Genomic DNA, 14,453 nt, shown 5'->3' on the forward strand with positions numbered 1-14,453 from the left:
CAAGTGGTTTTCGATATAGAATAACTATTAGCTTCAATCCCCTTACTTGCCTACAGCGTTTTTAACTCCCGCTGAATGATCACTTACTTAATGGAACTGATATGAACTCTCCCGAATACCAGCTTGAGATAGACAAAGGGGTTCAGGGCGTGCAAACTTTCCATGACTAGTCTATCTATAGTCTCTCCCTCGATAGGTTTACGGCCTAAGGGAGAGGCGTTTCAGCAGGAGAGGTGTGTGGCACAAGCGTTAGGGCAAGATAAATCGACAGAGGCGGAGATAGATCAGCGCTTAATGCTGAACTATGCCAGTGGAGACACCTCGGCATTTGAAACTCTCTATCTAAAACATAAGGGTGGCTTGTATCGTTATTTTGTCCGCCAGATAGGGGATAAGCAGCTAGCGGAAGACCTCTATCAGGAGACATGGGGGCGGATCATCAAGTCTGCTGCCAGTTACCAGGCCGATGCTAAATTTACGACTTGGCTCTATCGGATTGCCCATAACTTGCTTATCGACCATGTCAGGGCAGTGAAACCTGTCGACCTGTTTAGCGAGACCTTTACCGAAGAGCAAGATGGCGAAGCGTTTCTGCCCAGTGATGAAATGTCACCGGACAGGGCGATGGAGGATAGTTTCAAGGCTAGCCTGCTTAAGCGTTGCATAGCATTATTGCCAACGGTGCAGAAAGAAGCCTTGTTACTGAATATGGAGGCGGGCTTTACCGCCGGCGCCATCGCAGATATTGTCGGCGTGACACTCGAAGCGACCAAGAGTCGAATTCGCTATGCCAACCAAGGTCTGAAAACCTGTGTGATGAATAAGTGGCAGGAGGTTCAAAATGAAAGATGATCAAAACAATAAGCCTGCTACTGAGCAGGCTCAGGAATTCGATAGTGAACTGCAGGCTTGGTATAAGTTGCAGGCCCAAGAGCAACCTAGCTGTGAACTCGATGATGCCATCATCAAGATGGCTACTGAGGCGAGCGCCGTGAGCAATCAAGCTTCGGTTGATAGCAGTCAGCATGAAGCCCCATTAGCTGGCGACAAGATCACTGACAATGTGGTGCGGGTCGAGAATAGTTTTTGGCGAAAGAATAGATGGGCATTATCGTCGGCCGCCTCCGTAATGCTGGTGGTGACTGTGATCATGTTAAATCCTCAAAGCCCTCAAGAGATTCTATCCGATGATGCCATGCCCATGATGATGCAAATGAGCCAGCCGCTCGATGAACAGCTTGAATCGTTACAGGCTGATGTTGTCGAAGGGGCTAGTTTCGAAGCAAAAAGTACCGCTATGCAGCGTGAGTCGTTACAAGCTGATGTTGTTGAAGGTGCTAAGTTTGAAGATAACAGTTCCGATGTGAAGAGTGAGTCCAGACAAGCATCCAGGACGCAGAGTGTGATGCCTGCATCGGATCAGCAACTTGGTGGGGCAGCCGAGCCGAAAATGAAACAGATGGGTGAAGTCCATGGACCTGATGACAGAGCTAAGTTAGGGGCCGAGGCGCCGAGTAACCAGATGCCGTCGACCAAGTCTTTATCGAGTCATGCGTTACCGAACAAGAGTGTGCCACAACGTGAGGCAGTGGTGAGCGCCAAGCAGGCATTGAACCATCTGCAAAACTTGATCGATTCTAAGCAGTGGGATGAGGCAGAGAAGCTAGCTAAGAATATTGCCAAGCAGTATCCAAACCTCGAAGAGTCAGAGCACCCTCAGCATCAAAGGTGGAGTGAGTTGCAGTCTAAAATAGCAAAACACTAGTTTAGGTTCTGGTTTATGTTCCTATGGCGAATATGAAAAAGTGATTTAATAACCAATAGACAGTTATCCATTAGCTGTCTATTGGTTTTTCTTCAATCATTAAATAACATCTTTAAACCAGTCTCAAATACCCAAAGAGGTGCCTTCTAACAGATCTATTCCCATGGCGGACTTGAGAATGTAGAGGGTAAGTAGACCAAATAAAACACTGATGATGATAAAGCTCAAAATAAGACCGATAACATCAGCATCGAGGCATGTTTCTCTCGGCGGGTGTAGGAACGGTGGTTTTGACCCAGTAAGAAGACATAATAAAATCGCCAAAGGATGAATGGAAAGGCAAAGGTTCCCCGATTGTCGATAAAGTGCTTGCCCCAGATTCGGTCACCGAGTGCAACACGCATTCCCTGAAGTTGTTCATCTGAGTAGCTACTGGCTAAGGTCTTTGGTAACTTCTCAATCACAGGATCTTGTCTTATAGGGGTAGAGAGGCCGTGGTTAACTGCTTCAATATCTTGGGATATTGAAGCAGAATTGACGTTATCATCACCCTCAGCCCCCATCTGAACGCTCACCTTTTAATCAATGAATCTATTGAGTATAGTCAGGCTATTCGCTTGTACACATTTGCTAATGATTTATGTACTAATTTTTACTGTTGGTTTAATAAAAGTTTGCTACTTTGTTGACCTTGAAAAATTATATTAATAATAAATATTGAGCTAATCATGAAACTTCGCCTTTCAGTTGCCTGTACCTTGTTAGCGCTCGGCAGCCTAAGTTCTTCGGCCGCTTTTTCTGCAGATGCTATTTATCCAGGTTACTTTCGCGCCCCAGCACTGAGTGACAATACCTTAGTGTTCACCGCTGAGGGCGACCTCTGGACCAAGAGTCTGGATCAGAGCCAGGCTCAGAGGCTGACCAGTTTGCCGGCGGAAGAGTTAGGGGCAACAGTATCGAAAGATGGCGAGTGGGTAGCCTATGTGGCTAACTACGAAGGTAGCAGCGAAGTGTATGTTATTCCTATCAAAGGTGGTCAGGCGAAGAGGATAAGTTTCGAAAATAGCCGGGTGCGAGTACAGGGCTGGACAGCCGATGGCCAGGTCTTGTATGCCACAGATAATGCCTTCGGTCCTGCCAACTATTGGGTGCTCAGAAGTGTTAATCCTGACACCTTAGAGACTCAGGACTTGCCTCTTGCCGATGCCATCGAAGGGACTATCGATGATCAAGGTGAGTATCTGTATTTCACACGTTTTGGTTTACAGACTACCGGCGACAACGCCAAGGTGTATCGCGGTGGCGCCAAAGGCGAGCTGTGGCGTTTCAAATTGGGCTCAAAGGCTGAGGCCGAGCGCTTAACATCGGGCCACATAGGTTCAGTGCGTCAACCCATGCTCTGGGATGACCGCCTCTATTTCGTTAGCGACAGTGATGGTAACGATAACATCTGGTCCATGACATTAGATGGCAAAGCGTTTAAGCAGCATACCCAATTTACCGATTGGCAGGTACGTGGTGCACGCATCGATAATGGCCGCATCGTGTTTCAGCTGGGTGCCGATATCAAGCTCTACGATATCGCAGCCAATAGCACCCGTGTATTAGATATTAACTTAGTGTCTGATTTTCCACAGCGTCGTGAGCATTGGGTTAACGATCCTATGAAGTACGCCACGTCTACTCGTCTGTCACCTTCTGCAAACAAGGTCGTGATAACGGCAAGAAGTCATGTGGCCGTCGCGGCCACAGATGGTTCTCGTCTGGTGGAAATAGCCCTTGCAGGCAACAGTCGTATTCGTAATGCAGAGATGAGTCCAGATGGAAAATGGGTCTACGGGATCAGCGATGCCTCTGGTGAGCAAGAGATCTGGCGCTTCGCAGCCGATGGCGGTAATGGCGCTAAACAGTTAACCGATAATGGTCACACCTTACGTATGTCGCTCAGTGTTTCGCCGGATGGAAGATACATTGCCAGTGATGATTATGACGGTAACTTGTGGTTACTGGACCTTAAGAAGAATAGGCACAAGAAGATCATCACCCAAGGCGAAGGTCTGGGGCCCTATGCCGATATCGTTTGGTCGGGTGACAGTCAGTTTATCGCTGTCACTAAATCAGAGATTGGCAAACCCAGACCTCAAATTGTGCTTTATTCATTAGCTAAACAGCGTGCTGAGACCCTGACCAGTGACAAGTATGAATCCTATTCCCCCGCGTTTAGCATCGATGGTCACTGGCTCTATTTCCTCTCCGACAGGCAGTTTAAGTCGACGCCTACCTCGCCCTGGGGCGACCGTAACTTAGGACCAATGTTTGACAAACGTACCCAAATTTTTGCCCTGGCATTAGATAAAGATGCCAGGTTTGCCTTTCAGAAACCCAATGAGTTATTTAAGCCAGAAGCCGATGACAAAGATGAGACATCATCGACTAAGGTGAGCGTCGACTGGGATGGTTTGAGTCAGAGACTGTGGCAAGTTCCGGTGGCTTCTGGTAACTATTCCGCCTTGACGGCGAACAAGGATGGCCTCTACTTTCTCGATCGCGCTGCCGCTCGTGGCAGTAAGCCTAGCTTGAAGCTGGTGAAGTTCGATCCTCTAAGCCCAAAAGTGGAGACATTTGCTAAAGGTGTCGCCAGTTACAGCTTATCGGCAGACGGTGAGAAGTTGTTTATTCGTAAGTCTAATCATGGCGGCAAAGATATGCTTATTGTCGATGCCGGTGATAAATTGCCAAAAGAACTAACCAATGCCAAGGTTCAGATCCAGCAATGGCAGCTCGCCATAGAGCCAAGGCTTGAGTGGCAACAGATGTTTGAAGATGCCTGGTTAATGCACAGAGATTCTTTCTACGATAAGAAGATGCGCGGCCTGGATTGGCAGGCGACTAAGGCTAAATACCAGCCTTTGGTAGACAGACTCACGGACAGACACGAGCTTAACGATCTGTTTAAGCAGATGATGGGAGAGCTGGATTCGCTCCACTCTCAGGTTCGCGGTGGCGATCTGGACAAAGATAAGCAGATGGCCAAAGCCGCCAGTTTAGGTGCGCGTCTCGAGCAGACGAAAACTGGCGTTAAGATCACTCACATCTACCAGAATGACCCCGAGCTACCCGCTCAAGCCGCGCCACTGGCTAAGGTGAGCGTCGATGCCGAGGTGGGGGATATCATCGTCGCTATTAACGGTAAGAAGGTGACCAATGTTGCCGATGTGACCCGTTTCCTGAGAAATCAGGCGAAGAAGCAGGTATTGCTCCAGCTTAAACGTGGTAATAAACAACATAAAACCATAGTGAAGCCAGTGACGATCCGCAGTGATGCCAAGCTCAGATACTTAGACTGGGTTAACCATAACGGCACTAAGGTGAGTGACACTAGTGAAGGTAAAATTGGTTACTTACATCTCTATGCCATGGGCAGCGGCGACATTGCCAGCTTCGCCCGAGAGTTTTACGCTAACTATGAGAAAGATGGGCTGATCATAGATGTGCGTCGTAATCGAGGCGGTAATATAGACAGCTGGATCATCGAAAAATTACTGCGCCGTACCTGGGCATTCTGGCAACCGACTCGTGGCACCCCAAATGCTAATATGCAGCAGACCTTCCGCGGGCATTTGGTTGTGTTGACCGATGAACTCACCTATTCAGATGGTGAGACCTTCGCTGCCGGCATTAAGGCCTTGGGCATAGCGCCACTTATCGGTAAACAGACAGCTGGGGCCGGTGTCTGGCTGTCGGGGCGTAATTCCCTGACAGACAAAGGCATGGCGCGCGTCGCCGAATATCCTCAATATGCCATGGACGGTCGCTGGATCCTCGAAGGCCGGGGAGTGAGTCCGGATATCGAGGTGGATAACTTGCCTTATGCCACCTTTACAGGTGGTGACGCTCAGCTTGAAAAAGCTATTTCATACCTTAAAGATGAGCTGGTACAGAAGCCGATAAAGCCACTCGAGGCGTTGCCGCTTGCAGGGCAATCTATGGCTGACGACATAAACAGTAAATAACTAAGTAACTAAGCGTTAAAACAAAGAAGGATTTATTAAATAAAATTAATTAGTTAAAGATATATGGGTAATGCATATTAATGCTTGTCCAAGAGTTTTGTTTGTGACAGGCATGCCTTATGTCTGGTTCGGTTCTCTCACCAAGGCCGACATTTTTAGGAGGTTATCAGCCAAGCAGTTCCCAGGCTGGTAGCTTCCGTTTTTCTTTCCTCACTCGTTATCTATAAGTCAGCCTGTTTTTATTAATAACTAATGGTATTTGTGGCTTACTAGCGATTGTTTTCTATAATTTATTAGTGACTGTTCCTGAGCTGTCTTTCTATGTCATTTTAGCGAGTTTAGCTGTAATACTTTTTGCGAAAAAAATATATGAAGACCCGACAAAGGCCCCCTGTGTATGCCGGTATTGTCTCGGCCTTAATTGTCGTTGTGGGCTCTACGGCATCTTCGACTGACAAGGGAGTGGCTGAAAATTTCTATATGCGAATTCTTCAGCTGATGATGGTTGGTCTCTACATGGTTTTTGCTTCTTTTTTTCTGGAAAGCAGAAATTGGGCATTTTTAAGGAAAATTGAGAGGTAAGAATATGCAGCTCAACACGAAATTGAATCAGACAAAGATGTCTTTGTTGGTTATCGCTATCCTTGTTTTATCACCCGCAGTTGTAGCCGATGAGAGCCGTTTCAAGATCGCTATAGGTGGTTTTTACTCTAATTCTGATACAGGAATGGATGTCACTAGTCCATTAACAGACAAAACTTTTGAGCTTGATTTTGAAACTGATTTAGAGCTGGTAGAGAGTGAGTTTTTGCCTTTTTTTGAAATTGCATATTGGTTCAATGCCCAGCATGGAATCTATTTTGATTGGCAACGACTTCATCGTGATGCAACCAATACTAATATCACTGTTCCTTATGAGTTTGACCATCCCGATCCGGATATTGATGAGACTTACTCGGTGCAGCTTGGTGCCGAAATAACCACAACCTTTAATGTGGATATCGCTCGCATAGGTTATGGCTATGATTTTTATAAGGATGATGCATGGGACCTCATTTTTACCGCCGGTTTGCATGTTATGTGGTTAGAGCTAGGCTTCGAGGGTGAGATTGGTGCTTGTCTGGATGATAACTGTGGCATCATAGATATCGCTCCCGATACTGTGGTGTTTACCGATGTGACGGCTCCGTTGCCGGATCTCGGTCTACTGGCTCATTATCAGTTTGCCGATAGCTGGAGTATTACAGGTCATGCTCAGTATTTTTATATAAAAATAGACAATATAAAGGGGGAGTTGATCGATCTCAGCGGTGGGATTGAATATAACTTTGAAGGTAAATTTGCAGCAGATTTATCTTATAAATACTACAAAGTGACCGTAGATATCGAGGGTGATCATACCACTACCAGCATTCATTATGGCTTTCATGGACCCATGCTGACACTCTCTTACGAGTTTTAATTTATCAAACTTAAGTTTAAGACTTACTGCTGGGATAAACTCTCCTGTCCTCGGAGTCTACTGGAGAGCTAAATGCCGCCTTCAAGTCCTGCTCAGATTGTGCCTCTTTTTAACGCTGAATATACTGTTACGCTTGTTAACCTATTAAGAACGTTAGATAGAGATATCTATCCGCTTATCTCCATGGCTGGGCTTCCTGAGAACATATTAGAGACAGAGTATGACTTTGTCCCCGAAGCCCCGGTGATTAATCTGCTTGAACTCATTTTTGAGAAAGCGGGGCAAAAGAAGTATGCAGAGTTGATCTGGTATGCCTGCCGCAATATATTTATTCCAAGATTTATAGCTCGAATAAAGCAAGATGTTACATTAAAAGACGCACTTCGCACATTCATTGACTTAATGCATACCGAAACAACTCACACTCATATTCAACTTCGCCACTTAGCAGGAAAAAACTGGTTTATTCGCGACAGAAGGCAGAGCCTAGATCACAGCCATCATCTTGCTGAACAGTTTGCATTGATCTTTATGGTGGAGTTGATCCGTGGTCTTACCCGCAGTGATTGGGCCCCTACGGATGTGGTGATGCGATATAATAATTCCCAAGTGCTCAAAGACGCACTCTTACTCAAAAGAGTCCAGTTCTACACTGAGCGTTCTGTTTGTGCTATTTGCTTAACCGATGCGGAACTTGAGCAGAAGGTGAAACATAAGCTTGACTGGGGGCAAAAAAAATATCAAGTTCCTGCTATTGCCCCCTCGGCTTTTTTAGCGACTTTTAGAGGAGCCATCACCCCTATATCATCATGGGACGTTTGCCTATTACTCAAGCGGCGATCATACTCAATATGAGTGTAAGAACGCTGCAACGTCGATTAGCCGCTGAAAAGGTGAGCTATTCAGCGGTTATTGAAGAGAGAATACAGTCACAAGCGGTTGACTTGATGTTAGATAAAACGATACCCGTTACCCGCATCTCATCGACACTAGGCTATTCTGATGTCGCCCATTTCTCTAGGGCATTTAAACGAATGACAGGCCTGTCACCACGTGCTTATCGTAAAAGCCTTGAGTTGTAGCAAATAAGCAAGCCCCTCTCCCTCCTAAAATAAGTATAAAACGTCACCACTTGGCACAAAATGGTAACTAAGTCAGACGGCATCAATTTATACTTGTCCTATCTTATCTGCTGGAGGTGTTATGGGACTGGGCATTATTATCTTTATATTCTCTAGCCTCTGGATCATTGCAGGCACGTTAACGGCTCTCATTACAGGAGTGATAGCGGGGGAGGTGGTGCTTATCACTTCTCTGATAGTTGTGTTTTTTGGCTGGTGGAAAAGTGTAAAAGCATAATTAGACGCTACCAAGACTTAGTGTTATAGCACTAGCATGTGCGTGGTACACCTGATGATGGCTAACTTTTTAGTCAATGGCACGAAATGGAAACTAGTTCGACACTATTTATACTAGTATTTACAATATCGCGTCCAGAATACCCGGTAGTCATTATAAAAGCGTTGGAATATTAAACGTCTTTCTATCAATTTAAAGGTGTGATTTATCTGCTATGCCAATTGGTATTAGGTGTACGCTTAAATTCAAGGTTTTATAAATTATGTGCAAGGTGCGGTTTACTTTGGCATGTGTTCTTCATAAGTAAAAGGTGCGTTATGACATTTAATCTTACTCGTTTAGTTAAAGCTGCTGCTATCGTGACTCCGCTGATATTAGTTGGTTGTGCTACAGGCAATACACCAGAATCTAAAAAAAACAATGCGCGCGCAGAAACTAATGAGGCGTTGCAGGAAATATATAAGGAGCATGCCGGGGCTAAGTCGGCCGTAGCCAACTCTGTAGCCTATGTGACTTGTACTGGCAGTAACAGTTATCTGTTTGCACTTTCAACTGGTGGTGGGGTCTGCGTACTGAATGAAAAAGGGACCATCTCTTATTACCGTTTTGCCACGGGCGGTGTCGGTGCTGGGATTGGCTGGAAACAAGTGGGTTTTGTACAGGTGTTTATGAATCGTGATGCGCTGAATCGTTTTAAGGAGGCGGGGTTTGAAGGTCAGGCTCAGGCGGAGGCCAGTGCCGAGTATGAGGGGAGTGGCGATCAAGCCTCAGCCAACCAGTCGGTGGATGTCGAAGGGGTGAAAACCTATCAGGTAAACTTGATGGGTGCTGCCGCCCAAGCCACGGTTCAAGCTTATAAGTACTGGAAGACAGATTTTACCGATGACTTTATTGAGAAAGAGGGATAACTTTTTTTCATCTAGATTATTGATAGTAAGTGATCTTTAAGATAGCTTTAAACTCAACGTTACTTTTTATTAACAATCTAGCCTAAATAGAATTGTTGGAGCTAAAATGAGTGCTCAAAATAGCGATAGCCCCCACTGGTTTACTAAACACGCCGTAGATGCAGCCATCAAAATTGCCGTTATTTTTATGGTAGTGATCTGGTGTTTCGAAATTATAAAACCTTTTATCATGCCAATCGTCTGGGGGGGATAATTGCGATAACCTTGTTTCCTTTAGTCGCTAAACTTTCGAAGAAAAGCGGACTTAGTTTAGGGCGTTCCAGTGCCCTGGTGACAGTGCTTTCATTAGCCTTGCTGCTTGTCCCTGCATTTATGTTTTCTGGCGCCCTAGTGAGCGGTACTCAAGACTTTATTGGCGAGATTCAAGAGGGCACTTTCGTCATTCCCCCCCTAAAGAATCCGTTGCCGATCTGCCTTTAATTGGTGATAAGTTGTATAGCTTCTGGGATAAATCATCGACGAATTTAGATAACGTCATTAAAACCCATCGTGAAGAGATTAAAAATTTAGCAACTAAAGGTGCCGCTGTCCTAGGTGGTTTCGGCATGACTGTACTGCAGTTTGTTATCTCAATTATCATTGGTGGTGTCTTTATTACCAATACTAAAGGGGCAAGCGACGTTTGCCACAAGATAGCAGTCAGGCTAGCAGGTTCTTATGGTGCTGAGTTTTCAGCCTTGTCGGTTGCCACTGTCCGTAGTGTGGTTCAAGGTGTGATAGGGGTTGCATTTATACAGTCTATTCTATCAGGCATAGGCATGGGATTAGTCGGTGTACCGGCAACTGGGATCTGGATGTTGGCCGTGCTAATTCTAGCCATAGTGCAACTTCCACCCATCTTAGTTCTGGCTCCGATCATAGCCTATGTTTTTTCAGTTGAGAGCTCATCGGTTGCTATCATGTTTATGGTTTGGGCCATCTTAGTCAGTGCTAGTGATGCCTTTCTTAAGCCTATGTTGATGGGCCGTGGCGTCGATATCCCTATGCTTATCATTTTACTCGGTGCCATTGGTGGCATGATGATGTCGGGAATTGTGGGCTTATTTGTAGGCGCGGTAGTGATGGGCTTGGGCTATAAATTGTTTATTGCCTGGATAGACAATGAGCCAAGCAATGTGAGTCAAGATGACACTGTCGATACAGAGGTTAAGTAATCTGTATGGGAAAAAAATTCTTAGGCGGATAATTTCACCAGTGCTTTTAATCCCTTGTGCCTTGGCCTACATGGACGCTATTGCAGGCCAATTTATATGAAGATTTTGGGTGGTAAGCCATGTCATCATGCACATTGTTAGGCCCCCTTTTCATAGGGGGCTAGTAAATAACTTCAATTTCGGCAGATAAGCTGTTCGCTATAAAGCAGTTCGCATGGGCCTTGTCATGAATTTTATCTAACACAGCTTCACTCACTTCCTGATCTGTATCGAAGATAACGACTGGCTTCAATGTTATTTTTAATATGGATATTTTTCCCGCCTCATTTTTACCGAGCTCTGCCGTCGCGACATCTTTATAGCTCAATACCTTTAATCGTTTGAGGTGGGCGATAGTGAGAAAAGTCAGCATATGACAGGAGCTTAAAGCACCTAGCAATTGCTCTTCAGGGTTAACCTTAGTATTACTGCCTTTGTATTCAGGAGCCGATGATGCTTGAATTAGTTGACCGCTACCAAAGTGTATCGTGTGATCTCGACAGAATTCCCCTTCGACTATCGGTCGATTATCAGTTTCCCAGCTCACTTCCAAGGTGAAAGCCATATTAATTCCTACGCATATTTTATGAGTTGTATTGCCAGCAGGTTAGCACGATTACATCTCTATACCGATTGGTATTAGAGAGTGTCTTGGCAGGGGAGAGGCTTGGAGGAAATGAAGAGAAACATAAGGGGAAAGCGAGGAGGGCATGAAGGAAAAGGCAAAGGTACCAGTCTGAAGAGGCTCTTAATTACCTTATTAGAGTCCTTCAGCAGTAAGGGGCGGAGTCAGAGACGCTAAGCTTGCTCATTTATGCTCTGAGTCGTCTCAACATAGGTTTGCATGACGGATACTTCTTGCTGCTGAGCCATAGAGCCGACTACGGCTTCACGTGCGCCATCGTTATTCGACAGGTAATAAGCGCTTACAGGCGACAAGCCATTGCCGTTTCCTGTGGCTACGCCCGCCATATCTGAATATATCTGATATTGAGCCACAGTCTTACGATACTCGATATATTGGTCGACTTTTTCACCTTGATTATTACCTTGATTCTCACCAGTGCCAGGGAGAGCAGGTCGAGTAGGGGTTAAAGGCATAACTTCACTTATGGGCATTTTGGGCTGCTTGGATAAGGCCATCGCCTGCGCCGAAAGAGTGACTGAATCGGTGATATTTGGCAGAGGTTTAGCTGCAACAACTTTGGCCTGAAATGCAGTTGTTGGTGCTTGATTCGAGGCTGGTTGAATCGCTACAGATGCGTTGGTGGCATATTGATTCGTTGAGTTAACTTGCATACCTGTCTCACTATTTTGTGAATAGGTACGCATTGTATAATAATTAAGCTGAATGATAGCTGAACACCATCATTATTGAAGAGCATGCTCGCCATTAATCAGTTTTATTGGGATTAAGTTAAGAGATAACCGGCGCTTGCCAATAGTCCTGTGGCCATAAAAACTGGCAGAGACTTAGCACGGTAACTTAGGGTGAGAATCACTAATAATCCTGCGACAGCAAGCATACCAGTAAAGAATATACTGCCATAAACCATACCCTGTTTAGCCACACTCAAATAATAGCTTAAGACAAGTATCGACCAACCAGACCAATATAAGCCTCTACTTTGCAATGGAGTCGGGGCCTTTTTGAAGGTACTCCTGAAATTAGAAAACATGGCCAATGCTAAACAGCCAAATGCGATATAGCTGATCCACAAGATACTCAATACCATTAGATTCGAGATCATCATAGGGCTTCTTCCTTCACTTTAGCTGTAAGGGGATTTTCACTCGCTAAGTTTTGTCGCTGAGACTCTGCTGCCGTATTTTTCTTGATGGCTGCTGATTTAGGTTTACTCGAAGTGTTGAGTTTTTTGATAGCGAAAAGTAACCCTAAGCCTAATAAGCAAGATAAGAGGTCAAAACCCACTAAGGCCCACTGTCCGCTGACAATATTGTCGATAATATTGCTCGGAGAGGTTAAGGCGTTGAGTAGAGGCAGAGAAATTAAGCCAAGGCCCCCAATGCTCAAAACGAGTCGCCAACTGCTCAGGCTGCGATTAAAACAGGCTAATAATCCCACTAAGCCAAGGGCGATAAAGAAGCTATCGGCTTCCCATTGCGCCCTATCTTGTATCTCGAGTGGCAGTATACGGTTGGCGTAGAAGAAAACCGATGTCGCTAAGGGTAACCCTGCAATAAACGTCAGGTTCAGCCCTTCGACCAATCGCAGACCAAAACTCGCCGGCTCGCCTTTGTTTATCTGTTTCTGCTGCTTCTGGCGGATTTTTACCGCCCAAAGTAGTGCGCCTGTTGCGATCATGGCGCAGCCTAATAAGCCACAGAAAAAGAAAAATAGCCGTAGAATGAAGTCTGAAAATCTCGCCGTATGCAATGACATTAAGGTGTCGTAGGTTGCATGAGTCGCAGACTCTTCCATCGGTGACATGGTAATTAGCTCACCTGTCACTCCGTTAAATACGATTTGAGTACGTTTGTCGGTGACCAGTTGTTCATTGTTACGATAGAAGCTGATACGGCTATTGCTGTCATGTGGCGCAGAGATGATCACTTGTTTAATCGGCGCCTCTCCCCAGTAACGCTTTACTTGTGGCAATAAGCTAGCTGCAGAAATAAGATTAGCATCTTGACCACTAGGCTTTGTTTGTACCCTAGATGGATTTAACTCTGCGCGAAAGGCTTGGTTATCACCGTCATAATTAGTGACAATTGCCCAAGGCATATACATAAACATCAAGGTGATGAGACCCGTATAGGTGATCATCAAGTGGTAGGGCAGTGCTATCACTGAGCTGACATTGTGGGCATCAAGCCAGGAACGGCTGCGCTTATTACGTCTGAAACTGAAGAAGTCTTTAAATATTCGTTTATGGATGACAATCCCGCTGATTAAGGCGACCAGCATAAACATGGTGCACAAGCCCACTATCCAACGGGCAAACTTAGCCGGTATATAATGAAGGTCAAAGTGTAATCGGTAGAAAAAATTACCGCCCTTAGACTCACGTACTTCACTGATCATCTCTTCACTATCGGGTTTAACGATCAATTCATGAAATTCACCGCGACGTTGGCCTGCTTCCGGTTGATTTTGCCAGCCATAGCTAAGATAAGGTCTGCGCTCAGTGGGCAGGTAGATACGCCAGTCCCTCGCATTATCGGTTCGTTCGTTTAAGAATTTCTGTCCCGACGCTAACTGTTTGCCAAGCTCATTAGCGTGATAATGTTGGAATGTACCTGAATGCAATTCAGGTTTGGTCCACAATGATATCTCGTGACGGAAATAACTCATGCTGCCTGCAAAAAAGACGACAAGAAGTATCCAGCAGACGAGCAGGCCGACCCAAGTATGGAGCCAGGTCATAGAGCGAAAAAAAGAATCTTTCATTAGGTTACCTAAAAACGGAAATAAACCTGTTACAGGTGTTAGGTCATCATTTGAGTCGCGGCGTATAGGCAAGCACTTATAAGCAAAGGCTCTAACCAGGCTCTCATTGCCGACGGTAGGCTAAAAGTTCGAATAGCACTGACGGCGTAGATAGCGAATGAAAGCATGGTCGCCACTAAGGTCGCATCGACAGCAGGAAGTGGCAGCAAGGCTGCAATAAATCCACATACATTGGCCGCAACCAGATAACCGCCAAATATCGCAGCCAGAATTCTGGTCAT

The 14,453-nt window shown here is 45.5% G+C and carries 15 protein-coding genes; 9 read left to right on the forward strand and 6 right to left on the reverse strand.

The window, feature by feature from the left end; translation table 11 throughout:
- Positions 1 to 294: 294 nt before the first annotated feature.
- Together FM037_RS07780 and FM037_RS07785 are read left to right on the forward strand one after the other, a co-directional pair.
- Complete coding sequence (locus FM037_RS07780; RefSeq protein ID WP_152829324.1) at positions 295 to 852, forward strand: sigma-70 family RNA polymerase sigma factor; 558 nt, start codon at positions 295 to 297, stop codon at positions 850 to 852.
- Positions 842 to 1,765: a hypothetical protein gene (locus FM037_RS07785; protein ID WP_144045525.1), complete on the forward strand. Its 924-nt coding sequence runs from the start codon at positions 842 to 844 to the stop codon at positions 1,763 to 1,765. The genes FM037_RS07780 and FM037_RS07785 overlap by 11 nt, the downstream gene beginning before the upstream one ends.
- 224 nt (positions 1,766 to 1,989) lie before the next feature.
- Here FM037_RS07785 and FM037_RS07790 read toward each other — a convergent pair whose 3' ends face one another.
- Positions 1,990 to 2,328 (reverse strand): hypothetical protein, encoded by a 339-nt coding sequence (locus tag FM037_RS07790; RefSeq protein ID WP_324617114.1) that lies wholly within the window; start codon positions 2,326 to 2,328, stop codon positions 1,990 to 1,992.
- A gap of 165 nt (positions 2,329 to 2,493) precedes the next feature.
- On the opposite strand from FM037_RS07790, the gene FM037_RS07795 reads away from it, so the two are divergent.
- The 7 genes from FM037_RS07795 (at position 2,494) to FM037_RS07820 (ending at position 10,721) form a co-directional block, all read left to right on the forward strand.
- Positions 2,494 to 5,778, forward strand: coding sequence for a S41 family peptidase (locus FM037_RS07795; protein ID WP_144045526.1), 3,285 nt, complete (start codon positions 2,494 to 2,496; stop codon positions 5,776 to 5,778).
- Between the two features lie 586 nt (positions 5,779 to 6,364).
- Positions 6,365 to 7,240 carry a hypothetical protein gene (locus FM037_RS07800; protein WP_144045527.1) on the forward strand — a complete coding sequence of 292 codons (876 nt, stop codon included), beginning with the start codon at positions 6,365 to 6,367 and terminating at the stop codon, positions 7,238 to 7,240.
- Between the two features lie 72 nt (positions 7,241 to 7,312).
- Positions 7,313 to 8,095: an AraC family transcriptional regulator ligand-binding domain-containing protein gene (locus FM037_RS07805; protein WP_144045528.1), complete on the forward strand. Its 783-nt coding sequence runs from the start codon at positions 7,313 to 7,315 to the stop codon at positions 8,093 to 8,095.
- Positions 8,092 to 8,322, forward strand: coding sequence for a helix-turn-helix domain-containing protein (locus tag FM037_RS07810; protein ID WP_185976977.1), 231 nt, complete (start codon positions 8,092 to 8,094; stop codon positions 8,320 to 8,322). The genes FM037_RS07805 and FM037_RS07810 overlap by 4 nt, the downstream gene beginning before the upstream one ends.
- Positions 8,323 to 8,916: 594 nt before the next feature.
- On the forward strand, positions 8,917 to 9,507 hold the full coding sequence (locus FM037_RS07815; protein WP_144045530.1) for a lipid-binding SYLF domain-containing protein: 591 nt from the start codon (positions 8,917 to 8,919) through the stop codon (positions 9,505 to 9,507).
- A 201-nt stretch (positions 9,508 to 9,708) separates the two neighbouring features.
- Positions 9,709 to 9,987: a hypothetical protein gene (locus FM037_RS28780; RefSeq protein ID WP_221937478.1), complete on the forward strand. Its 279-nt coding sequence runs from the start codon at positions 9,709 to 9,711 to the stop codon at positions 9,985 to 9,987.
- Between the two features lie 11 nt (positions 9,988 to 9,998).
- Complete coding sequence (locus tag FM037_RS07820) at positions 9,999 to 10,721, forward strand: AI-2E family transporter (protein ID WP_221937479.1); 723 nt, start codon at positions 9,999 to 10,001, stop codon at positions 10,719 to 10,721.
- Between the two features lie 160 nt (positions 10,722 to 10,881).
- Here FM037_RS07820 and FM037_RS07825 read toward each other — a convergent pair whose 3' ends face one another.
- From FM037_RS07825 to FM037_RS07845, 5 genes are all read right to left on the reverse strand, one after another.
- Complete coding sequence (locus tag FM037_RS07825; RefSeq protein ID WP_144045531.1) at positions 10,882 to 11,325, reverse strand: OsmC family protein; 444 nt, start codon at positions 11,323 to 11,325, stop codon at positions 10,882 to 10,884.
- Positions 11,326 to 11,558: 233 nt separating this feature from the next.
- Complete coding sequence (locus FM037_RS07830) at positions 11,559 to 12,059, reverse strand: hypothetical protein (RefSeq protein WP_144045532.1); 501 nt, start codon at positions 12,057 to 12,059, stop codon at positions 11,559 to 11,561.
- 113 nt (positions 12,060 to 12,172) lie between these two features.
- Positions 12,173 to 12,514: a DUF3325 domain-containing protein gene (locus FM037_RS07835; RefSeq protein WP_144045533.1), complete on the reverse strand. Its 342-nt coding sequence runs from the start codon at positions 12,512 to 12,514 to the stop codon at positions 12,173 to 12,175.
- Positions 12,511 to 14,172, reverse strand: coding sequence for a PepSY-associated TM helix domain-containing protein (locus FM037_RS07840; RefSeq protein WP_144045534.1), 1,662 nt, complete (start codon positions 14,170 to 14,172; stop codon positions 12,511 to 12,513). Before FM037_RS07840 ends, FM037_RS07835 begins: the two co-directional genes overlap by 4 nt.
- 38 nt (positions 14,173 to 14,210) lie before the next feature.
- Positions 14,211 to 14,453, reverse strand: a complete 243-nt coding sequence (locus FM037_RS07845; RefSeq protein WP_152829228.1) for a hypothetical protein — start codon at positions 14,451 to 14,453, stop codon at positions 14,211 to 14,213.

The sequence above is a fragment of the Shewanella psychropiezotolerans genome (assembly GCF_007197555.1).
Taxonomy (GTDB): domain Bacteria; phylum Pseudomonadota; class Gammaproteobacteria; order Enterobacterales; family Shewanellaceae; genus Shewanella; species Shewanella psychropiezotolerans.